General features: G+C 62.9%; 18 protein-coding genes and 1 pseudogene. 15 read left to right on the forward strand and 4 right to left on the reverse strand.

Going from position 1 to position 23,330, the window contains the following annotated elements; all coding sequences use genetic code 11:
• Positions 1-62: 62 nt before the first annotated feature.
• The 4 genes from PV761_RS15295 to PV761_RS15310 all read right to left on the reverse strand — a co-directional run bounded on the left by PV761_RS15295 (position 63) and on the right by PV761_RS15310 (position 6,905).
• Entirely contained in the window at positions 63-1,565 is a 1,503-nt protein-coding gene (locus PV761_RS15295) for an aminobutyraldehyde dehydrogenase (protein ID WP_347897973.1), read from the reverse strand.
• 311 nt (positions 1,566-1,876) lie between these two features.
• The gene (locus PV761_RS15300; RefSeq protein WP_347897974.1) at positions 1,877-2,593 is read right to left on the reverse strand and encodes a cache domain-containing protein; all 717 of its coding nucleotides are present in this window, start codon (positions 2,591-2,593) and stop codon (positions 1,877-1,879) included.
• Complete coding sequence (locus PV761_RS15305) at positions 2,590-3,381, reverse strand: FCD domain-containing protein (protein ID WP_347897975.1); 792 nt, start codon at positions 3,379-3,381, stop codon at positions 2,590-2,592. The genes PV761_RS15300 and PV761_RS15305 overlap by 4 nt, the downstream gene beginning before the upstream one ends.
• 2,438 nt (positions 3,382-5,819) lie before the next feature.
• Positions 5,820-6,905 carry a LacI family DNA-binding transcriptional regulator gene (locus PV761_RS15310; RefSeq protein ID WP_347897977.1) on the reverse strand — a complete coding sequence of 362 codons (1,086 nt, stop codon included), beginning with the start codon at positions 6,903-6,905 and terminating at the stop codon, positions 5,820-5,822.
• 210 nt (positions 6,906-7,115) lie between these two features.
• On the opposite strand from PV761_RS15310, the gene PV761_RS15315 reads away from it, so the two are divergent.
• The 15 genes and pseudogenes from PV761_RS15315 (at position 7,116) to PV761_RS15385 (ending at position 22,899) form a co-directional block, all read left to right on the forward strand.
• Positions 7,116-7,601, forward strand: a complete 486-nt coding sequence (locus tag PV761_RS15315) for a hypothetical protein (RefSeq protein ID WP_347897979.1) — start codon at positions 7,116-7,118, stop codon at positions 7,599-7,601.
• A 50-nt stretch (positions 7,602-7,651) separates the two neighbouring features.
• Positions 7,652-8,812 (forward strand): substrate-binding domain-containing protein, encoded by a 1,161-nt coding sequence (locus PV761_RS15320; protein ID WP_347897981.1) that lies wholly within the window; start codon positions 7,652-7,654, stop codon positions 8,810-8,812.
• A gap of 54 nt (positions 8,813-8,866) precedes the next feature.
• Positions 8,867-10,375, forward strand: coding sequence for a sugar ABC transporter ATP-binding protein (locus PV761_RS15325; RefSeq protein ID WP_347897983.1), 1,509 nt, complete (start codon positions 8,867-8,869; stop codon positions 10,373-10,375).
• Between the two features lie 3 nt (positions 10,376-10,378).
• Positions 10,379-11,365: an ABC transporter permease gene (locus PV761_RS15330; protein ID WP_028272328.1), complete on the forward strand. Its 987-nt coding sequence runs from the start codon at positions 10,379-10,381 to the stop codon at positions 11,363-11,365.
• Positions 11,366-11,443: 78 nt separating this feature from the next.
• A complete protein-coding gene (locus PV761_RS15335) occupies positions 11,444-12,262 on the forward strand; it encodes a sugar phosphate isomerase/epimerase (RefSeq protein WP_347897985.1) in 819 nt (272 codons plus the stop codon).
• Between the two features lie 40 nt (positions 12,263-12,302).
• A complete protein-coding gene (locus tag PV761_RS15340; RefSeq protein WP_347897987.1) occupies positions 12,303-13,493 on the forward strand; it encodes a Gfo/Idh/MocA family oxidoreductase in 1,191 nt (396 codons plus the stop codon).
• Positions 13,494-13,704: 211 nt separating this feature from the next.
• The gene (locus PV761_RS15345) at positions 13,705-14,883 is read left to right on the forward strand and encodes a Gfo/Idh/MocA family oxidoreductase (protein ID WP_347897989.1); all 1,179 of its coding nucleotides are present in this window, start codon (positions 13,705-13,707) and stop codon (positions 14,881-14,883) included.
• Between the two features lies 1 nt (position 14,884).
• Positions 14,885-15,158 (forward strand): annotated as a pseudogene (locus PV761_RS15350) (sugar phosphate isomerase/epimerase); the annotation flags it as partial.
• A gap of 249 nt (positions 15,159-15,407) precedes the next feature.
• Positions 15,408-16,760 carry an extracellular solute-binding protein gene (locus PV761_RS15355; RefSeq protein ID WP_347897991.1) on the forward strand — a complete coding sequence of 451 codons (1,353 nt, stop codon included), beginning with the start codon at positions 15,408-15,410 and terminating at the stop codon, positions 16,758-16,760.
• A gap of 39 nt (positions 16,761-16,799) precedes the next feature.
• On the forward strand, positions 16,800-17,780 hold the full coding sequence (locus tag PV761_RS15360) for a sugar ABC transporter permease (RefSeq protein WP_347897993.1): 981 nt from the start codon (positions 16,800-16,802) through the stop codon (positions 17,778-17,780).
• Complete coding sequence (locus PV761_RS15365; protein ID WP_347897995.1) at positions 17,780-18,640, forward strand: carbohydrate ABC transporter permease; 861 nt, start codon at positions 17,780-17,782, stop codon at positions 18,638-18,640. The genes PV761_RS15360 and PV761_RS15365 overlap by 1 nt, the downstream gene beginning before the upstream one ends.
• Positions 18,641-19,690, forward strand: coding sequence for a zinc-binding dehydrogenase (locus PV761_RS15370; RefSeq protein WP_347897997.1), 1,050 nt, complete (start codon positions 18,641-18,643; stop codon positions 19,688-19,690).
• A gap of 31 nt (positions 19,691-19,721) precedes the next feature.
• Positions 19,722-20,582 (forward strand): TIM barrel protein, encoded by an 861-nt coding sequence (locus PV761_RS15375; protein ID WP_347897999.1) that lies wholly within the window; start codon positions 19,722-19,724, stop codon positions 20,580-20,582.
• Positions 20,583-20,796: 214 nt separating this feature from the next.
• Positions 20,797-21,792 (forward strand): sugar phosphate isomerase/epimerase family protein, encoded by a 996-nt coding sequence (locus PV761_RS15380; protein WP_347898001.1) that lies wholly within the window; start codon positions 20,797-20,799, stop codon positions 21,790-21,792.
• A 72-nt stretch (positions 21,793-21,864) separates the two neighbouring features.
• Complete coding sequence (locus PV761_RS15385; protein ID WP_347898003.1) at positions 21,865-22,899, forward strand: Gfo/Idh/MocA family oxidoreductase; 1,035 nt, start codon at positions 21,865-21,867, stop codon at positions 22,897-22,899.
• Positions 22,900-23,330: the final 431 nt, after the last annotated feature.

The following is a 23,330-nucleotide window of genomic DNA, read 5'->3' on the forward strand; positions in this document are numbered from 1 at the left end:
TTTCCTTAGGTTGTCCGGGCGGCGGCTGTGCCGCCGCGGGGTCGTGTGGTTGGAGGTGCCGTTTAGCGGGCGTGGTTGATCATGACGTGCTTGGTGCGGGAGAAATCTTCGAGCGCGTAGATGGACAGGTCGCGGCCGTAGCCGGATCCCTTGAATCCTCCCCAGGGCACCTCGTTGGCAAGGACCAGGTGCGAGTTGACCCAGACGGTGCCAAAGTGCAGCTTCCGGGGTAGGTCGATGCTGCGGGCGGAGTCCCGGGTCCAGACGGAGGCGGCCAGGCCGTACGGGGTTTCGTTGGAACGCTTAATGGCTTCGTCTTCGTCGCTGAACGTCTCGATGGTGACCACCGGTCCGAAGATTTCATTCTGGCTGGCCTCTGCACCGGCCGGAACGTTGGTCAGGACCGTCGGGGCGATGAAGAAGCCGGGGCCCTCCAGCGGGGCGCCGCCGATGGCGGCGGTGATGCCTTCCTTTTGTGCACGCTCAAGGTAGCCGGCGACGCGGTGGTAGTGGGCTTCGGAGACCAGTGGCCCGATCTCGACGTCGTCCCCGGCGGTCGGGTCCCCGATGATGAAGGTGCTGACCTGTTCGACGATGAGCTGGGTAAGCTGGTCTGCGACGGATTCGTGGACCAGGACGCGGCAGGCTGCCCCGCATTCCTGTCCGGAGTTGTAGAACGCGGCGGTCCGCAGGGACTCAGCCACGGCGCTCAGGTTCGCGTCGGGGAAGACCACGACAGGTGCCTTGCCACCGAGCTCCAGGTGGACGCGCTTGACCGTGTTGCCCGCCGTGGCCGCGACGGCCTTGCCGCTTCCCACGCTGCCTGTCAGGGCAACCAGATCGATGTCCGGGTTCGAGGCCAGCCGCTCCCCCACGACCGGGCCGAGACCGGTCACGATGTTCAGGACACCAGCCGGGAGAAGGTCTGCGATGATTTCGGCGAGCTTCAGGGTGGTCAGCGGGGTCTGTTCGGAGGGCTTTAACACCAGGGCGTTGCCGGCGGCGAGGATCGGGGCGATCTTCCAGGCGGCCATCAGGAGCGGGTAGTTCCACGGGGTGATCACGCCGACGACGCCGGCGGGTTCGCGCAGGATCACCGAGGTGTGGTCCGTCGCGTAGTCCCCGGCAGCCAGGGAGGTCAGGGCCCGCCCCGCCCCTGCCATAAACCGGAACGTGTCCACGGATCCGGAAACATCGTCCCGGGAGGTGGCTAGGGGCTTGCCTGTGTTGAGGGATTCAAGCCGGGCAAGGATATCGGCGTTTTCTTCAATGCGGGAGGCGATGTTCAGCAGCAGATCCGACCGCTCTGCCGGCGTGGTCGCTCCCCAGTCCGTCTGTGCCTGGCGGGCAGCCGCGACGGCAAGGTCGACATCGGCCGCGGTCCCCTCCAACACACAGCAGATCACCGTTCCGCTGGAGGGATTCACGATGTCTGTCCCTGCAGCGTCGGTGCGTGTCGTGAAGGCCCCGTCGATGAAGTGCTGCAGCGGCGGAAGCTCCTCCTTCGCAACGAGTTCTGCCTCGTTACCGCGGCGGACGGGGGTGGTCGTAGTCGTGGCGTTCATGATGTTTAAGCTCCAATGCACTACTGCTGGATGGGATGGATCACGGCCCTGTGTGGGCACTGTCACACTTAAAAGATAATAAAGTACATCTTAAATTCAATAGCTAGCGCAAAGTTTTTTTGTTCGTGACGTTTCGATGACAGGCAGGTCACCGGAAATCAGCCGGAAGATGTCCTGACTTTGGGGGTGTCAACGGGGCGCGGGGTTAGAGCTGTCCGTCTATGGTCCGGACAGCGCACAGCGGCATTTTGGGCATGCCCGGGCCCGGCGAGGCCCCGCAATGTCGCCTGGCATTCCAGGCGGCGGAGGTACTACTGGTTGGTGACGAGCAGGTTCCAGGGAAGGACGTCGTACTTTTCCGGAGCCACCGGTACGGTGTCCGTGGCCGCATCGACGTCCGCGCGTGTACCAATCAACAGCCGGGGAGAGTTCGAGGCGATGATTCGGCCGTTCCGGCCCACCAAGACCACTGATGGTTCCGGGGTCCGGATGGCACGCAGGAAAATCGCTTCCAACGCGGAGAGGGAAAGGTCGCAACCCAGTACGTGGGTTCCGTGGCCAGTCCGTGCCGGCACGGTCAGAGTCACGGTATTGACGTCGATGCCGCCCATGTCGATGTAGGGCCCGACGGCGACTGGATGACCGGCAGCAGCGGGTACTTTGAACCAGTCCCGGGTTGCGTAGTCGTAATACCGGATGGAGCCCGGATTCAAGTCATGTCCGATGAACTTCGGCCGGCCTGTTGGTTGCATGCGCCACCATTCGAGCCAGTATTCGGCATCCCTGAGGGAGCCGGGCTGGTAGGCGATACCTCCGCCTTCGATCAGGGGGCTGCTCCTGACAAGCAAGTCTTCGAATAGCGGCTGAAGAAAGGAAAAATCGGTGCTTTCGGGAACAGCGGGCATGTGTTCACTCGCGGCTATAAGTTCCGAGGCGACAGCCTGGAGGTCCTCAAAAACCCGTTCGATGCTGGACGAAACCGCTTGGGCGGTACGTCGTAGTGTCTCTGTGAGAGAGTCCGTGGTCATGCATCCTCCTGGGACAGCATGAGCATCTGAAGGTGCTGTTTGATGATCCGCTCCATTTCGGTGCTGCTGTGAAGCTCGGCAGCGGCAGCCGCTGCGGGCGCATCATGCTCGGCAATGCACTTCAGAATATGGTTGTGTTCCCTGGTCGCTTCAGCCACCGAGGACTCGCTTTCCTGCCCGATCCACAGGAAGCTCGATAGTTCCGCCTGGATTTGTAGCATGGCCGCCGTGAGTCGGCTGGACTGCGCAGCAACTCCGACCGTGACATGGAACCGCGTGTCGGCGCGACGTCTCTCCTGCGCAGTGGCGCTGGCATCGAACCTGGCGGCCAGTCCTTCCAGATACTCGATATCCTGTTCATCAGCCCGCTGGGCTGCCAACTTCGCCGAGGCAGCAGCCACCGCCGCGCAGTGGTCGCCGAGATCTCTCAAGTCCTCGGTACTGGTAAGGCGCAGCTTCTGCCGAATATCCTCAGCAGAGGGCTCTTTGGGACTCCGAACAAAACTCCCCCCGGAGCGACCCCGGCTTGTGGTAATCACGCCCTTCATACGAAGCGTGTTCAACGCCTGCCGCAGCGTGATCGAAGAAATGCCAAGCTCCGTTGAGAAGACAGACTCCCGCGGCAGCCTCTCACCTTCGCCCACGATCCCCATGGCAATGGCTGTTTCCAGCATGTACGTAACCTGCTCAGCACGGCCGAGACCCTCGGGCTCACTGCCTCTAAGCAGCAACAGGAGCCGTATAGCTGAGGGCGATACAGTCACATCTTCGCCGGTACCTGACTTCACACATGCAGGATACCCGACAAAAAATTTAGAGTTAAGTTTATTGCCCGGCTAGTCTCAAATAACGTCTCCCCCGCTTGGCGGCCAGCGTCCACCGTTCCGATCGCCGCCGGCTGATAGTCGCCAATCTGCGACAAAGCATTCAGTAGCCGGCAGAGGCGAACACCAGCCACGTTGCCGGACCGACGCGGGCCCGTCTTCTGGTACACCGAAACCGCGCAACGGTGGAGGCCTGCCAGGTCTCTCACGACGCCGAGCCGAATTGCCTGCGGCATGATCAGGATCACGTTGCGTCATGCCGCCCCGCTCTCCCCTCCATGAACCAGCAGGAGCAACTTCGCGTCATTCTGATCCCCATCATCGCTGGGCGGGCCCTCCACGCAACCAGGGCGCCATGCGCCGCTCACGATCCAAAGTTTCGTTCCGCGCTCCTCCGTCGCTAATTTCCTCACGAAACTTTGAACCGCTCCCGGTTCCCCAAGTTGCACTCCGGACCCTCAAACCCAGCGGTGACTCCGCTATCAGAACGCCGCCGAAATCTGACAGACACATCCGGTGCCCGGCAGCGACCAGCTGCGTCGTCCACAACGCCAGTTCCGCCAGCATGCTCCACGCCGTGATCACCCAAACGGCCTTCGGTGACCCGCCCGTCTCTGAGGGGCGCGGAAGCCGCCACGTCTACCGCAAGTCTGCGCGGGACGCCTTTCTTAGCGCGAACGGCACTGACCCTAGCCGCGACCAACTTTGGACCGGCCTTACGGATCATCCAAACCAGAACCGTCGCCGGAAGAAGAGTCCGGATCCCACACACCTCCGCTCTGTGGACGGGTGGACGCCACAGCCGCAGATACTCCCAAACACGTTCCCGCTGAACCCGGGACGTGCAACGACACCGACGATCCAGGCCGCAAAGTCATGTCGCAGGAAACAGAGAACTTCATGAAGTAGTGAAAGCAGAACCAGGAGGGTGGGGATCAAAATGCAGGTCGAAAGCCGCCCGTGCACAAACGTGTGCACAATGTGCACACCCCCTTTGGCCGGACAAAGGCTCGACGAGCGCATATGCCTGGCTCGAAGAAAGCAGCAATCCGAGGGCGATCCTCGAAGAAAATTCCGCTTGGTCATGTCGTCACCACAATTACTGACCATGAACGAGTGAGGCCAACACCTGGCCCCCGGAACAGCAAGATAGGACAGCACATACCCTAGATGCCAGCAGGCGGAGGGCCACCAGCCAGGACCTGGCCCCGCCACCCACACAACCGAACAGGCCACCGCGGCGCCAGGCACAGACCGCGGACAGAGTCAGAGGGAACCGCGGAGGGTAAATGTCCACACATTAAAGCAAAAACCCCTCTGACGAGGGGTCATGCTGTGCCCAAGGTGGGACTCGAACCGGGTTCCAGCCCTTGAAAACCCGCCACTCCCCCGAAAACCTCCGCGGTCCGGGCCAGTCCGGTACCAGTACGAACCGATCCGAAGCCCATGGTGTGCACAATGTGCACACCCTCTTTTGCCCCCTTCGCTGCCCCATTCAGCCGACTCCCGCGCCCGGATGGGCGCGGGAGTTCACTAACTCCCTAATCCAGCACCGCTCCCCACGTTGTCCTCTCGCCCTCCGCCTGGCGGAGGGCGAGAGGACAACGACATCCCAGGATGGCGACCGCGCAACGGCAAAAAGAGATGAGCCGGCTGACGCCATGACTACGAAAGGTCCACGATCGGCACTGGAAACTACTCCCCAAAGCCGGGACTCAGGAAGTCAGGCCGTCTGCTGGGGGACTATCCGACAGAAGCGCTTGGTCGCGTTCACGTTTCCCATAACCGGCCAGGACCAGGGTGCACATGGTTCCGGTACGGGGATTCCGTCAGTTCGGCTGGCCCCGGTTCGATGTGGCGCGGTGGTATCAGCCTTGTCCCAGCTTCTTGCGATTACCACTGTTGGGACAATTGAGGTTGCTGCAGCGCGAGGGTGTGAGGGGCCGCAGCTCATTGGCCTGTGGCTCGCCGTGGTTCAACCGGGCCAATACGATCGCGGATCCGCGCGCGGCAGAAACGAGAATGAACTACACGGCTACTGTCCAGCGCCGATACGGGCCTGGATCCGAAAGTCAGGATGGCGCCCACCCTGCCGTCGATTCCGCGTGAGCGTATAGGTACTTTTGGCTTCCAGGCATCCCCCTTATGGCCTGCGATTAAAGTACCTCGCTGTCACTGGCTACCTAGTGCCGGGCACACCGCAACCGGCATCAGGCTGCCGCAGCTGCGCACTGGTCGTCAATGCGTGCAGGCAGCGTCTGCACAATCTTTGCTGAGCATCAGCTCTTGTCGAGTTTCAAGGCTGTAGCAATCGCTTCAGGCGGGGCAGAGGCTGCTCATGGGCCGAGTAGCCCTGATCGACGAGCCACAGCCATGCCGTCCACACTTTGTTTGGAGACATTTCATGTGTCTGTTGGTGAAGTGCTGTGGCTGGTGGCGCGGGTCGAGCTGTTGCGTACTACGAGCGTCGGCGTAATCGGTGTGCGGTCCACGTCCCGGCCTTCCATGGCGCCGAGAAGCACCTCCGTGCTCATGAGTGCCAGTGCCGTGAAGTCCTGGCGCACAGTGGTCAGGGGAGGTAGGAAATAGTCTGACCCTTCGATGTCGTCGAATCCGACGACACTTACATCGTCCGGGACGCGTACGCCATTTTCGGCGAAAGCGCGAATAAGCCCGAGGGCGGTATGGTCGCTGGCTGCGAAGATCGCCTGAGGGATCCTTCCCTCCCGGACGAGCTGGAGGCCGGTCTCGTAAGCCCATTTGGGGCTCCAGTCGCCCTCGATGCACAGTCCTGGTGCAAGTCCGGCATCACGAAGCGCGGCCTCCCAGCCGCGCTTGCGTACGCGTCCGTCGAACCAGTCCATAGAGCCGGCGAAGTGGGCGATATCGGTGTGGCCCAGGTCTATGAGGTGCTGCGTGGCCAGCCTCGCTCCGAGCTCCTGATTTTCTGAGTATGTGAAGACGTTTGGAGTTGATGATGCGCCGGCCGCAATCATCTCCACTGGTACACGGCATGAGGCATTCCAGACAGCTGCTGCCATGTCGACGAGAGGTGCGATGACTATGATCCCCCCGACGCCGGTATCGTCCAGGGTGTCGAGGGCGGCTTGCACAGACTCTTCATAGGGTTTTTCGACACTGATGACGGTTGTGGCGTAGCCCTTCTTACGCGCAATGTTTTCAAGGGCCATGAGTGTCCCGACAGGGCCGAATCGTGGCGAGCCGTCCGAGAGTATGCCGATGGAAGTTGACCGGCTGGTGACCAGCGCGGTCGCGGCCCGATTCCGCCGGTACCCGATGTCTTTAACGATCTGCAGAACCCGCTCGCGAGTTGAAGCGCTGACGTCCGGTGCGTTGTTGAGGACTCGCGAGACAGTCCCGAACGAGACGCCGGCGATTTGCGCCACATCGTTGATAGTCGGCTTCCGCCGCAAGGAAGCGTCTGGAAGCCCCTCTTTCGCCTCGCGGGGGATCGCTGTTGCTCTCACTTGCTCTCCTGTCCTGCACTGGCCGGGCCGGGTCCGCGGTCGTTCCGTGCGTCCTTAATCTTACGTCGCCGGACGCTTACTGAACCTCAAACCGGCCCGTGGCGTGATGCTTGACACAAACCTCCGTAAACGTTTACGATTTGGAGCGTAAACGTTCACGGTACCGTCGTAAACGTTCACGGAGGCGAACTTCAACGAAGAGGGAACGGCATGAGCAACACCATCGTCGATGCACTTTTACTCGATCCCAGCGTTGGCATTCGAAATATTGACCCCGCCCAGTGGGCCAATTTGGAAATGCTCGTGACGGACGCAGCACGTGATGATCTCGCAGCTGCTGTCCGCACCTTCGTACCCGCAGGCTCGTCGGCTGTCGTCGGCGTCTTTGATGACAATCTCCTTTGGGCGAGCCTGGTGGTCTCTGTCGACCAATCAGGCGCGCCGACGTCACTCTCAACCATTGACGGCTCGGTCACCGAGACAGCCGGCGCTGAAATGACCAAGGCGGCAGGCGAGGCGGTTCGGTGGGTTCAATCCCATCACGGACCGTGCTCCCTGGGCCTTTTCGTCGACAAAGCGCAGGCGGAGGCGATCCTGACGGCGTCAGACAAGGCCGCTGCTATCCGCACGGCCGCCGCCGCCAGCGGGCTCGTCCTGTCGCCGGTTCCCCCTGCCCTCGCCATAGCCCTGGCCTGATCCGCCACCACCTTCCGACCTATCCATCCACTCACAAGCACTGGAGAACAATGATGATCCGCAGGCTTCCCATCGTGGCTTTGGCCGCAGCCCTGTCACTTTCCGTCGCTTCCTGCAGCAGTTCGACAACGGGAACCTCAAACGCTCCCGATGCAGGAGTATCCGAGAAGGCCCAGCAGGCCCTTGACAAGATCAAGGGACAGGTCCTGAGCAAGGGCCCCAACGGCGAGACGCCCTCTCCGTCATCCGTTGCAGATCTGACACCCGCCGAGATCGAGAAGGTCAAGGCACTCAACGCCAAGGCGGCAATCGTCATGCACTACGGCGGCAACGACTGGGCGACCGCCCAAACCAACGGGCTAAAGAGCGAATTCGAAAAACTCGGTATCAAGGTCATCGCCACAACCGATGCGAACTTCAAGCCGGACAAGCAGGTTTCGGATCTCGAGACTGTCATGACGCAGGACCCCGACGTCATCGTCTCCATCCCCACGGACCCCGTGGCAACGGCCTCCGCCTACAAGAAAGTCGCGGCCGCCGGCACCAAGCTCGTCTTCATGGACAACATTCCCCAGGGGCTGACTGCCGGCAAGGACTACGTCTCCGTTGTCTCTGCCGACAATTACGGCAACGGTGTCGTTTCCGCCCACCAAATGGCCAAGGCCATCGGTGGCAAGGGGAAGATCGGACTTGTCTTCCACCAGGCCGACTTCTTCGTGACCAAGCAGCGCTACCAGGGATTCAAGGAAACGATCACCAAGGAGTACCCCGAGATCAAGATCGTCGAGGAGAAGGGCATCGCCGGGCCGGACTTCGCCGGGGACGCCCAGGCCGCTGCGAACGCCATGCTGAGCAAGTATGCCGACCTGTCGGGCATCTGGGCGGTCTGGGACGTCCCCGCAGAAGGTGTCATGGCCGCAGCCCGTGCTGCAGGCCGACAGGATTTGAAGATCGCCACGGAGGACCTTGGCAAGAACGTCGCTATCGCCTTGGCCAAAGACCAACTCATCGTCGGCCTCGGGGCCCAGGTTCCGTTCGACCAAGGCGTTACGGAAGCCAGGCTGGCCGCAGGAGCGCTCATCGGGAAAGCAGCGCCGGCATATGTGGCGCTGAGTGCACTCCCCGTTGACCATTCCAACGTCCTCGAAGCCTGGAAGCAGGTTTACCACGAGGACGCTCCGAAGGACATTCAAGAGTCCTACAAAAAGTAGCCAGACCCGACGGCGGGGGCACCCACCCTCCCCCACTGTCCCGAAAGGGCAACAATGAACACCGCAGACAATGTCGTCGAGATGCGCTCGATTTCCAAGGGCTTCAACGGCGTTTCAGTCCTGAAGGATGTCAGCTTCGACGTCCGGAAGGGCGAGGTCCACGCCCTCGCAGGAGGCAACGGGGCCGGGAAGTCCACCCTTATGAAAATCCTCCAAGGCGTCTATCAGGCAGACGCCGGCGAGATCCTCATTGGAGGAAAACCGGTCGCCATCAACTCGATTCAGGACGCGAAGTCCGCCGGCATCGGGATGGTCTTCCAGGAATTCAGCCTCGTGCCGAGCCTGACTGTCGCTCAGAACATCTTCCTTGCCGCTGAGCCGCTCGGGGCGGGCGGCCTCATCGACGACCGCGCCTCGGAGCGGCGGGCCAAGGAGGTCTTCGCCGAGATGGAGGTAACCGTCGACCCCCGTGCCGAAGTCTCCCGGCTCGGCACGGCCTACTGGCAGTTGACCGAGATCGCCAAGGCACTCTCGCAAAACGCCCAGGTGCTCATCATGGACGAACCCACCGCCAGCCTTGCCCGGCACGAGTCCGAAGCGCTCTTCGAACTGATAGACCGTCTCAAGCAGCGCGGCATTTCAATTATCTACATCTCCCACCGCATGGACGAGGTGTACCGGCTGGCCGACCGGATCACCATCCTGCGCGACGGCCGCCGACTCCTTACCGAGCCGCTGACCGATGTGACACCCGAACAGATCGTGGAAGGCATCGTCGGCAAAAAGATCGAGGGCCAGCTTGCCTACCGCGAGCGGGACCACGTGGTCCACGAGGGAGCACCCCTGCTGGAGGTCCGCGGGCTGAACGCCGGGCCGCGGGTAAGGGACATCTCCTTCTCGCTCCGACCCGGTGAGATCCTGGGCCTGGCCGGTCTAATGGGTAGCGGTCGCACCGAACTGGCCCGCGCACTCTTCGGCATCGACCGCCGAGACAGCGGCGAGATCCTCATCCGGGGGGAGAAAATCAACCTGAGCTCCCCGCAGCAGGCCATCGATGCCGGTGTCGCCCTCATCCCCGAGGACCGCCGGGCCCAAGGCCTCGTCCTGGACCACTCCGTCCGAGACAACCTGCTGCTGCCTTTGCTTGGCCAGATCAGGCGGGGACCCCTTCTGGACTCCGCCAAGGGCAAGGAACTGTCGTCGTCCCTCATCAAAAAGTTCGCGGTCAAGGTCGCCCATCCCCACCGCCCCGTGCGCCTGCTTTCGGGCGGCAACCAACAGAAGGTGGTCATCGCCAAGTGGCTGGGCACCGATCCAGACATCCTGATCCTGGACGAACCGACCGCCGGCGTCGATATCGGTACTAAGAGCGAAATCCTGGACATGATCCGCGATCTCGCCAGCGCCGGCAAAGCCGTCATCGTCATCTCCTCCGAGTACCCCGAACTACTCGCAGTCAGTGACCGCGTCCTCGTCCTCAAGGACGGCTCCGTCATCCGTGACATCCCCCGCAGCGAGATCGCTGACGAGGAATATCTTCAACTTGCAGTCCAGGGAGTCTGAACAGTGAGCAACGCAAACACCATCACCCCCCGCGACACCGCGGCACCCCGCAATTTCGGCACCATGCTAAAAGAGCTCGACTGGCGGCGCTACGTCATCTACATCGGTTTCGTCGTCGTCTTCATTTTCTTCGCCATTCTGCTGCGTGACCAGGGCTTCCTGTCCCCACAGAACCTGCTCAATATCTTCCGGCAGACGGCCACGATCACCGTTATCGCCGTGGGGATGACTTACGTCATCTCCTGCGCAGAAATCGACCTGAGCGTTGGATCGGTGGCCGGACTGTCCAGCGTCTGCACGGCAATGGCGTTGTCCCAGTGGGGCCTGGTTCCCGGCATCCTCGCCGGCCTCGCCGTCGGACTCGTGGTCGGGTCCATCAACGGTGCACTGGTCAGTCTCCTTGGCATCCCCTCTTTCCTGGTGACACTCGGCATGCTGGGTATCGCTGCCGGAGTCGCCCAGTGGATCACGGCCTCGGCCCCCCAGCCGATCCTGAATGACACCTTCAACATGCTGTTCGGATCCGGTGACTTCGGTCCAGTACCGGGCCTGGTCGTCTGGAGCGCAATCTTCGTTGCCATCGGCGCCGTGGTGCTGAACCGCACAAAGTTCGGCCGACAGGTCCTCGCCACCGGCGGTAACCGCAACGCCGCGGAGTTCACCGGCATCAACACCAAACGCATCAAATTCCAGGTGCTCCTCATCTCGGGCACGGTCGCGAGCGTTGCCGGCATGCTGTACGCCGGCCGCCTTCAGTCCGGCCGCTTCCAGTGGGGATCGGGCGATGAGCTCTCCGCCATCGCCGCGGTCATCCTCGGCGGGACAAGCCTCTTCGGCGGATTCGGCTCCATCATCGGCACTCTTTTCGGCGCCCTCCTAATTGGCCTGATCAACAACGGACTGATCCTGGCCGGTCTCGACAGCAGCCAGCAGCAGGTGGTCCGCGGCGCCATCATCATCCTGGCCGTCGCCCTCGCCCGGAAGAAATAGCCGTGGCCAGCACAATTGCCAGCGCCACCGGCCCCGTAACCAACCCGTCTTCTCTTGACTTATCTGAAAGGCCTCAGCATGAAACTCGGATACTCCACCATCACCTGGGGTGGCGTCGTAGGCCACCCGGTAGGGGTGACCAGCATTAAAGACCTCTTCTACATGACCCACGGTCCGATGGACAGGGCGATCAAGGACATCGCAGCCGCCGGCTACGAGGGCGTGGAGATGTTCGACGGCAACCTCGCCGAATACGCCGACAAGCCCGAGCAACTCCGCAGCATCCTCGACGAGGCCGGCGTCACCCTCGCCAGCGTCTACACCGGCGGAAACTTCATCTACGCTGACATCCTGCCCGACGAGCTGCACCGCATCCAGCGCGCCGCCGAGCTCGCTGCGACCTTCGGGGCCGAGCGCCTCGTCGTAGGAGGCGGCGCCCGGCGCGCCACCGGCACCACGGACGAGGACTACCGCCGGCTCGGGGAGTCCCTGGACAGGGTCACCGACATCGCCGAGTCCGCCGGTCTCTCCGCCAGCTACCATCCCCACCTCACGACGATCGTCGAGAACCCCGACGAGCTGGACCGGCTGATGGGCCTGACCCGCATCGGCTTCTGCCCGGACACCGCCCATCTTGCCGCCGGCGGCGGCGACCCGGCCGCCCTCATCCGCAAATACCCGGACCGCATACGCCACGTCCACCTCAAGGACTTGCGGAAGGATCCCTTCGCCTTCCTGCCCCTGGGGCAGGGAGAACTCGACTTCCCGGACATCGTCCAAGCCATCAGTGAGAGCGGCTACGACAGCTGGCTGATGGTCGAACTCGACGAGTACGACGGCGACCCGCGCTCTGCCGCCGAGATCAGCCGCCGATACCTCGAAGAACTCCTCCCCTAACACCCCTCCCCCACACGCATTTCAGAAAAGGAACACCATCGTGAAAAACCTCAACGTCGGCCTCATCGGAGGCGGCTTCATGGGCAAGGCCCACTCCCTGGCCTACTCCGCCATGCCCATGTTCTTCTGGCCCGCCCCGGCCCTGCCCGTCCGCCACACCATCGCTGAAGCCACCGACGAACTCGCGGCAGAGGCCGCCCGCCGCTTCGGCTTCGAACACTCCACCGCCGACTGGCGCCGGATCATCGACGACCCGGCCATCGACGTCGTCGACATCGCCACCCCCAACCACCTGCACGCCGAGATCGCCATCGCCGCCGCGCAGGCCGGCAAGCACATCATCTGCGAAAAGCCCCTCGCCCGCACCGGCGAAGAGTCCAAGGCCATGTACGACGCGGTCAAGGACGCCGACATCGTCCACATGGTCGCCTTCAACTACCGCCGCACCCCCGCCGTCGCCCTGGCCAAGAAATACATCGAAGAAGGCGCCATCGGGCAAATCCTCAACTTCCGCGGCACATACCTCCAGGACTGGTCCGCGAACCCCAACTCCCCCCTTTCCTGGCGCTTCCAGAAGAACATCGCCGGCTCCGGAGCCCTCGGCGACATCGCCACCCATGTCGTGGACATGGCCCGCTACCTTGTAGGCGAGTTCTCCTCCGTGAACTCAGTCCTCTCGACCTGGATCCCCGAACGCCCGCTACAGACCGGAGGCTCCGACGCATTGGGGAACATCCGGGGCGGCGAAGGGCCCCGCGGAGAGGTCGACGTCGACGACGAGGTCATGACCATGGTCCGCTTCGCCAACGGCGCCATCGGCTCCATCGAGGCGACCCGCAACGCCTACGGCCGCAACAACTTCATCACCTTCGAAATACACGGCACCGAAGGCAGCATCGCCTTCAACTACGAACGCCGCGACGAACTCCAGGTCTGCTTCGCTTCCGACCAGAACGACCGGCGCGGGTTCCGGACCGTCTATACCGGACCGTCCCACCCCTACGGGGACGGCCTCTGGCCCATCCCGGCCCTGGGCATCGGCTACGGCGAAACCAAAATCATCGAAGCACACGACTTCTTCAAAGCCATCGCCGAAGGCGGCAGCGTGAGCCCGAACTTCGCCGACGGTTATCAGACGGCGCTCATCGACGACGCGATCATGGCCTCTGCCGACAAGGGCGTCTGGGTCGACGTGCCAATGGTCGCCGATCTCGCCACAACCGCGAAGTAAGCACCGGGGGAGGGGTGCGGGCCGCCCGTCCTCCTCCCGTTACCCCAGGGACCAGCCCCTCCCCCATCCTGCGCTGCCTCATGGCCGCCGAACGCTCATTCGGAGGAGGCCTGGCAACGGGCCAATTCCCTTAGTCCTGTCGCCGTGAACTGTGGCCAGTGCAAGCTCACCAACGACCAAGCCCATCACTATTCCAGAAAGAACAAAAATCATGTCCTACCGGACCAATCCGAGCAAACCCCTGGGCGTGGCGGGGATCGGTTACGCGTTCATGGGCAAGGCCCACTCGAACGCCTGGCGGAACGTCGCCAGCTTCTTCAACGTCCCGGCCTTCGAGCAGAAAGTCCTCGTGGGCCGGGACGCCGGACAGGTAGCCGAAGCCGCAAAAAAGTATGGCTGGACCGAATCCGCGACAGACTGGCGCGCGGTGATCGCCAGGGACGACATCCACATCGTGGACATCTGCGCTCCAGGCTGGATGCACGCCGAAATCGCCATCGCCGCGCTCGACGCGGGCAAGCACGTCCTTGTCGAAAAACCCCTCGCCAACACAATCGCCGAAGCCGAGGCCATGACGGCTGCCGCAGCAGCAGCCCGTGCATGCGGGGTGCAGTCCATGGTCGGGTTCAACTACCGCCGTGTGCCCGCCCTTGCCCTGGCCCGGGAACTGATCGCGGAGGGCCGGCTCGGCACCGTCCGGCACGTCCGGGCATCGTATCTTCAGGACTGGCTCGCCGATGACCAGGCTCCCATGACCTGGCGGCTGCGGAAGGAAACCGCCGGCTCCGGCGCACTGGGGGACATCGCCTCCCATGCCATCGACCAGGTCCAGCACCTCACCGGTCAAGCTGTGACTGAGGTGACCGGCACGTTGAGGACGTTCGTCGCAGAGCGGCCCGGCCCCAACGGTCCGGAAGAAGTGACGGTCGACGATGCCGCATGGGCCACCCTAGGGATGACGGGTAACATCAGCGCCTCGGTAGAGGCCTCCCGCGTGGCCACAGGGCAGAAAAACAGTCTTCGGCTCGAGGTCTATGGCTCACTCGGGTCATTGACATTCGACCTCGAAAACCTCAACGAACTAAACTTCCTCGACGCCACCACCCCGGTGTGGGAGCAGGGGTTCCGGCGGATCCTGGTCAACGAACCCGAACACCCCTACCTTGAAGCTTGGTGGCCGCAGGGGCACATCATCGGCTGGGAACACACCTTCACCCACCAGATCCGCGACTTCCTGGTGGCCATCGACACCGGCGCCGCTCCGTCGCCATCGTTCGAAGAAGGGCTGCAGGTGCAACGCATCCTTGCCGCCGTCGAGAAATCAGCCAATAACAAGAGCACGCTCACCGCCGTTGAACATAAGTCGTTAGCCACCGTTAAAGAAGCCTGACATGCCACGCCCCTATCCCCTGTTCACCGGCCAGTGGGCCGACCTGCCACGTCGAGGAAGTGGCCCGGCTCGCCACCGGATGGGGCCATGACGGCCCGGAAATCGCCGCGTCCGGGGACCACCTGGACGCCTGGCGCTGGGACGAACCCGGCTACATCGAGTCCAAGCTCGCCGTGCTGGAGAAGCACAACCTGAAGGTCTGGGCCATCTCCGACCATCTCGAGAGCTACGCCGTCTGCGATGACCCCATTGGCTTCCGCCAAGAAGTCGGCACGTAGGTCTGGGGCGACGGGAACCCCGAGGGCGTCCGCCAGCGCCTGCGGGCTGCCCGGCTTACCGCCGCTGTCCAACGCTCCGCCTGGGAGGGCGGCATGCAAGACGTTCCCCGAAGTACCCGGAATTGACCGGGCGTAAGTCCTCTTTATAAACCCTTAAGGAAAGGCAATAGGATGATCCAATCTCTCGATCGCGTCAAGCGATCTCGCATCGTAGCGGGCTTGGGAGCCGCGCTCACAGTAACCCTCTTGGCAACCGCATGCACGGGTGGGTCATCAGCACCCAATACCGCGGCTGCCAAACCGGCAGAGCTGCGGATGCTCTACACCACCGATGAAGCCAACAGCGCCGCCGTCGCGTCGCTGGTGCCGCAGTTCAAGGAAAAGTTCGGCATCGATCTGAAGATCGACAACCAGCCGTACGACGCGCTGCAGCAGAAGGTCTTCTCCGAGTTCGCTTCCAGCAGCAGCTACTACGACATCGTCGTCGTCGACACCCCATGGGCGCCGGCCCTGGTACAGAACCTCGAACCCCTGAGCCAGTACCTCGAGAACGGGGCCCTGAACCCTGACGGGCCGCAGTCCAACGTGGGCGACTTCATCCCCAAGGTGTTCTACGACACGGCCGTCTACAACGCCGATTCCCCGATCAAACGCTACCCGGATCCAACGGCCAAGCCCGACGCATCCGCGATAAAGAACGCCGGATTCGACGTGTACGGGATGCCGATCCAGTCGAACGTGGCCGTCATGGCCTACCGCAGCGACCTGTTCAACGACCCGGTCCAGAAGGCGAACTTCAAGGCCAAGTACGGCAAGGACCTCGCGGTCCCGAAGACCTGGGACGACTATGCCCAGGTGGCGGAGTTCTTCACCCAGCCTGACAAGAAGCTCTACGGCACCACGGTCATGGCAGGCGTCGGCGACTGGGCCACCGATGACTTCAAGACCCTGCTCGCCTCCTTCGGCGGAGACGGGACCCTGGCCGACCAGAACGGCAAGCCCACGTTCGACACCCCCGAAGGAACCCAGGCACTGGCCTACTACGCCAAGCTGGCGCAAAGCGGACATGTCCCCCCGGGCAGCACGTCAGCGGACTGGGGTACAACTGCCGAATCGTTCGGCAGCGGGCTGACCGCCATGACGATCAATTACCACGACCTCAAGCTCGGTGACAACGTCAAGGGCGGCACGATCGGCTACGCCCCGGTGCCCAGCGCGAAGGCCGCCGGACCCCACTTCGGGACTTGGATGCTGAGCGTCAACAAGAATTCCAAGAACAAGGAATGGGCTTACCAGGGAATCAGCTGGCTGACCGCCGCCGAGCAGCAAACGACGATGACCGCCAAGTCCCTGCACCCCAGCCGGACCTCCGTCTTTGCCGGCATCAAGAGCGATAACCCCCTCACACCCTTCTACGACACCCTCGGAAAATCCCTCGCAGAAGGCGTGGGCCGTGCACGGTTGACCAACTACACCGAAGTCAGTCACGAGGTGGCCGTCGCGGTGAACAACGCCGCAACAGGCGCTTCCTCGCCATCGGACGCCCTCAAGTCCGCGTCAGAGAAGGTCTCGGCCCTCCTTAAATCGGCCGGCTACTAACCCATCGGACCGCTCAAGGTCGCCCAAGGAGTATCGATTATGAAAGCAACCGCCGCACCATTGGATGCGACCTTGACGGTTGACGCTTCCCGCCGCGCGGCCGGCCGTGCCACGGCCGGCCCGCACGGCAGGAAGCAGCTGACGTGGAAAAAACGTTCGACCCCGTGGATCTACATGGCCCCGGCCATGTTTGTCCTGCTACTGATGACCGTGGCCCCGGCCATTTTTATCTTCTACTCGGCCTTCCGCAACGACAAGATCCTTGGGGGCGTGGGCAAATTCGTCGGACTGGATAACTTCATCACGGCGGTCACCAACGCCTCGGTCCAGCACGCATTCCTGATCACATTCGGCTTCGTTGCGGTCGCGGTGATCCTGGAGATGATCCTGGGCTTCGCCCTGGCACTCCCGCTCGCGGCCCAGACCCGCGCCAACAAAGTCGGGGCCGCGCTCATGCTGCTGCCGTTCGCCGTAACCCCCGCGGTCGCGGCCATGGTGTTCAAGCAGCTGCTGAACCCCAACTACGGGTGGGTAGGCTACTACCTCGGCGTCTTCGGATTTCCCAAAGGCATCGACCTGCTCGGTGATCCGACATCGGCATGGATCGTCCTGGTCATTCTCGACATGTGGCAGTGGACCCCGTTCGTCGCCCTGATCCTGATGGCCGGCCTTCAGTCCCTGCCGGGGGAACCCCGAGAAGCAGCGATGGTTGACGGAGCGACCCCATGGCAGATGTTCCGGCACATCACCTTCCCGGCCATGGTTCCGTTCATTGCCATCGCGGCCGTGCTGCGGACCATCCAGGCCTTCAAGACCTTCGATTCCTTCAAGATCCTGACCGGCGGCGGTCCCGGTGAGTCCACCGAAATCATCAACCTGGGCATATTCCGCGTCGGCCTTCAAAGCTTCAACGTCGGTCTCGCCTGCGCCCTGGGCGTGGTCTTCCTGATCATCCTCTCGCTCCTTATCCCCTTCATGCTGCGGATCATCGGCCGCCGGTCAGACCCTGAGGAAATGTAATGACAACGACATCATCAACCAGCCGCGGCGGTGCCGTGGCACGCGTCATCGTCGGACGTACCTTTCTGTGGGCATGGCTCCTGGTCGGCCTCGTGCCGCTGCTGTTCATGTTCATCACCTCCATCAAACCGGCCGGGATCGCCAACCAGATCCCTCCAGCCTGGATCTTCCAGCCCACTCTGGATAACTACGCCTCCGTACTCTCAGCCGGCGGCGGTAAATCCGAAAGCTTCGGTCAGCTGCTCACCAACAGTGCAATCGTCAGTCTCGGTGCGACCGCGCTGGCCATCGTCGTGGGGGTCCCGGCCGCATATGCCCTGACCATGAGGGATTTCCGGGCCCGCAAGGGGCTCTCATCCTGGATCCTGTCGACCTACATGTTCCCGCCCATCGTCGCCGTCATCCCGGTCTTCGTCTTCGCCGGCAAGCTCGGGCTCATGGATACGTACCCGGCCCTGATCATCCCGTACGCTGCCTTCAACCTGCCCATCGTGGTGTGGATCCTGCGCAGTTCGATCCTGCAGCTGCCCTATGAGATCCAGGAAGCCGCAATGGTCGACGGGGCCTCAACATGGGAGGTCCTCCGCCGGATCATCTGGCCCCTGCTCGTGCCGTCCGTCGCGACGGCCGCCGTACTGACCATCGTCCTGTCCTGGAACGAATTCCTGTTCGCCCTGTCCCTGACCCGCAGCGGGGCCAAGACCGCTCCGGTGGGCCTGCAGCAGTTCACCGGCATGTACGGCACGGACTGGGGCAATATCACCGCGGCCGCGACCCTGATCGTCGCGCCCATCCTGGTCCTCATGGTCGTGCTGCGCCGCCAGATGGTCGCCGGGCTCACCTTCGGTGCAGTCAAGTAAATGAGTATTGGAGAAGAAAAGATGAAAGCAGTCATCCTCCCCGGTGACAAAAGAGTCACCGTCGTGGAACGCGACATCCCGGAGCCGGGACCGCATGAGGTGCTGGTGCGGACCCGTGCCTCCGCGATCTGCCGCAGCGACATGAGCATCTACTACGGGACCCCGATCGTCGGCGGCGAAGGTGCCGGCCACGGCTCGGTGATACCCGGGCACGAGGCAGCCGGCGAAGTCGTCAAGGTCGGTAACGCCGTGACCCACGTCAAGGAAGGCGACCGTGTCGCCGGCTACCTCGCCGTGGGTTGCGGATTCTGCGAGTACTGCCTCAGCGGCTACATGATGCTGTGTGACCAGTGGAAATGCTTTGGGTTCGACGTCCACGGCGGTGACGCCGAGTACTTTGTCCTGCCCGAACGCAACTGTCTTCAGCTCCCCGACGAACTCAGCTTCCGCGCCGGGGCGGTGATGACCGACATGGTCGGCAGCCAGTACCACGTGCAGAAGCAGCTCGGCGTGGCCGGCGGAAAAACAGTCGCCGTTTTCGGCATGGGGCCAATGGGATCCGCCGCGGTACTCATCGGCAAGGCCTTCGGCGCCCGCGTCATCGCCGTCGACGTCATCGACCACCGGCTCGAACAGGCCAGCTCGCTCGGCGCGGACGCCGTCATCAACAGCACGACAGCCGACGCCGTCCAACAGATCCGGGACCTCACCCAGGGCCGCGGAGCGGACGTCTGCATCGATTGTTCCGGCAACCCCGCCGGGCAGAACTCGGCCCTGGACGCCGCCGCCAAGCTAGGCGCAGTCGCGTTCGTCGGTGAGTCGCGGGCCACGCAGATCAACCCCAGCGACCAGATGCTCAGAAAACTGCTCACCGTCGTCGGCGGCTGGTACTTCCCCATCAGCGACTGGGAAGAAATCGTCCGTCTCGTCATCGGCCAGAAAATCCCGGTCGAAAAGCTCATCAGCCACGACTTTTCCATCGATCAGGCCGAGGAAGCCTTCCGCGCCTTCGACCAGCGCGAAACCGAAAAAGCCGTCTTCGTCTGGTAAACCCCGTCAGACCCTACCAAGGAGAGAACCCATGTTCAGATATGCCGCCGAGCTTGTCCCCTACCACGACCACGGCTTCGAAGACTCGATCCGCGACCTTGCCGACATCGGCTTCAAGGAAGTCAACCTCTGGTCCTCCGCCGCGCCGCTGGCCCACCACGTCAACCCTGGAGATGACCCCGGCAAAATTCTCGGAGTGCTGGACAAATACGGGGTCAAACCCTGCGGCCTCACCGTCTACGGAAAGACCCAGGAAGAGATCCTGGAACGCGTCGATTTCGCCGCGGACCTCGGAATCGACACCCTCATCTTCGACTGCGAAGCCAACTACCCCGACTTCGTCTCCACCTTCCTGCCGCCCATCGTCGAAGCAGGAGCGCGCCGCGGAGTCCGGATCGCGGTCGAAAACCATCTCACCGTGCCGTTCGCCGCCGATTTCGAATCCGGTGCCAACGAAGACCAGCGCTGGGACGAAGGCGTGGACACCCTCGCCCAGATGAAACGGCTCATCCGCGACATCGACGACCCCTACCTCGGCGTCTGCATCGCTCCCCCGCACCTGTGGGTGATGCAGGACACCATCAGCGAAGCGATCACGTTCCTCGCCGAACGCAAGCGGCTCTTCTACTACTACATCTGGGACATCGACCGGGCCTACCGCCACGGCACAGACGGGCTGAACTTCGGTCCCGCCGACCAGCAACTCCCGCGCCCTGACGGAACGCTTGACCATTCCGTAATGCTGGGAACGCTGCGCAGGGTCGGGTATGAAGGCGTGGCCAGCCTCAAATGCCACGGAACGCAGGGATGGAGCTTCGAAAAAATCGGCGAACACCTTCGCACGTCCGACGCCTACGTCAGGGACTGCATGAAAAAGGCCCAAGCCCTCTGAACGGGCCCAGCACATGGTCCGGGGTCTGCAGCGGCAATGGCGGGTATTTTCCTGGCCGTACCCCGATCTGCAGTTTCCGGACCTCAAGAAGGGAAATCCGACATGGCAGCAAGCGCTGCCATGTCCGACTGACAACCGTTGAGCCGGACGGGCCGACCCGAAACCGGCGGTCCGCCCCAAGCCGGACAATCCTGTAAAGCCAAGGAGAAGAAGAATGCCCCGCCCGTACACCCTGTTCACCGGCCAGTGGGCCGACCTGCCGTTCGAGGAAGTTGCCCGCCTGGCCTCCGGCTGGGGCTATGACGGCCTGGAAATCGCCGTCTCCGGGGACCATCTCGATGCCTGGCGCTGGGACGAACCCGGCTACGTCGAATCCAAGCTCGCCGTCCTGGAGAAGTACAACCTGAAGGTCTGGGCCATCTCCAACCACCTCAAGGGCCAGGCCGTCTGCGATGACCCCATCGACTTCCGCCACGAGGCCATCGTCGGAGCCAAGGTCTGGGGCGACGGGGACCCCGAGGGCGTCCGCCAGCGCGCCGCCGAGGAAATGAAACACACCGCCCGGCTCGCGCGAGCGTTGGGCGTGGACACCGTGGTCGGGTTCACCGGGTCCTCTATCTGGCAGTACGTGGCGATGTTCCCGCCCGTCCCGGAGAAAGTCATCGAGGCCGGCTACCAGGACTTCGCGGATCGCTGGAACCCCATCCTGGACGTCTTCGACGAATGCGGGGTCCGCTTCGCCCACGAAGTCCACCCCTCCGAAATCGCCTACGACTACTGGACCACCGTCCGGACCCTCGAGGCGATCGGGCACCGCGAAGCCTTCGGCCTGAACTGGGACCCGTCCCACTTCATGTGGCAGGGCATCGACCCGGTCTCCTTCATCTGGGACTTCAAGGACCGGATCTACCACGTGGACTGCAAGGACACCAAGCTCCGCCCCACCGGCCGGAACACCGTCATGGGCTCGCACCTGCCCTGGGGCGACCCGCGCCGCGGCTGGGACTTCGTCTCCGCCGGACGCGGCGACGTGCCCTGGGAATCCTCCTTCCGCGCCCTCACCGCGATCGGCTACGACGGTCCCATCTCCGTCGAATGGGAAGACGCCGGCATGGACCGCCTCCACGGCGCCCCCGAGGCCCTCGCTGCCCTCAAAAAGTTCGACTTCCCCGCCTCCAACACCTCCTTCGACGCCGCCTTCAAGCAGTAGCTCACCGGCCGGGACGCGCTGTGACAGACGGCGGGGCGAAGGCGACATCAGAAACCAGAAAGGACCCCACAGATGGATCCAGAAGAAGCACCGCTGCGTATCGGCATCCTGGGAGCGTCCCGCGTTAGCCCGACATCCATCATTGAATCTGCCAGGCTGACAGGTGCCCGGCTGGTGGCCGTCGCAGCCCGAGACCGGGACCGGGCACAGGACTTTGCCGACCGATACGGCGTGGAACGGGCACTCGGCTCCTACGAAGATCTTGTCAACGACCCGGAGATCGAAGCGGTCTACAACCCGCTGGCCAACTCGCTGCACGCACGATGGAACCTGGCAGCCATCGCCGCAGGAAAACACGTCCTGTCAGAGAAACCCTTCGCCGCAAACGCGGCAGAGGCCAGAGATGTGCGTGACGCAGGCAAACGCACGGGCGTCAAGGTCGTCGACGGCTTCCACTATCTCTACCACCCCGTCACAAAGAGACTCCACGAACTGGTCGCCTCCGGGGAACTCGGCGAACTCCAGCGCGTGGAAACCATGGTGATGATTCCGCCCCCGCCACCCGAAGACCCCCGGTGGTCACTGCCACTGGCGGGCGGAGCACTCATGGACCTGGGCTGCTACAGCCTCCACGCCATCCGGGCCATGGCCCCGCTGGCAGGCGGGAGTCCAACCCTCATCAACGCCCGGGGAGCCGAACGGACCGGCCTGCCCGGAGTAGACGAATGGGTTGACGCTGACCTGGTCTATCCCTCCGGAATCACCGCAACCGCACGATGCAATATGAACGGGACCCGAGCCGAAATGACCTACCGCGCCATCGGAAGCAAGGGACAAGCCACCGTGGCAAATTTCATCCTCCCTCATACCGATGACAGCCTCGAGGTAAAAACGACCGACGGCCAACGGATCGAACACCCGGGCACCAGATCCTCCTACACCTATCAACTGGACGCCTTCACCGCCCTGATCCGGCACGGAACCCCCATGCCCACAGACAGCGATGACGCCGTCCAAACCATGGAATTAATCGACCAATGCTACAAAGCCATCGGAATGGAACCCCGCGCCAGCACCCGAAACGAGGCAAACACCCACGAACGCTAAGAGAATCTCTTAAGAGTCCGCAACTATCACCCAATTGACGTCGTAAACGGGAGACGGAATGACGAGCGATTACGTCACCATAAATCGGGATCGAACGGCTCGTCCGTACCGCTCACCTCGGATACCCACGCCGAACGCGGCTTCGCGTTCGGACATGGCGGGCGCTGGCACGAAAAGATTGCGGATCCTGGACTCGCTCCTCCAGCACTCCTGGAACCGCGGTTCAGGTAGGCTCGGCTCCCGTGCGCCAACCACTCGTGATGGCAATCCGCCAATGTTGGAGGAAGTCTCCCTCGCCCTTGGCAGTGCTCGCCGGTACGCGTGATTACGTAATGCTAGGTTTCCGTAAGATCCGCTATCGGCGCTTCAAAAAGCCCAGAATCATGGGGAAGAAGCGCCGTTCGGCGTCAGATCCACCACGGAGATTGCTT

The sequence above is a fragment of the Arthrobacter sp. CC3 genome, assembly GCF_039907775.1.
GTDB lineage: Bacteria > Actinomycetota > Actinomycetes > Actinomycetales > Micrococcaceae > Arthrobacter.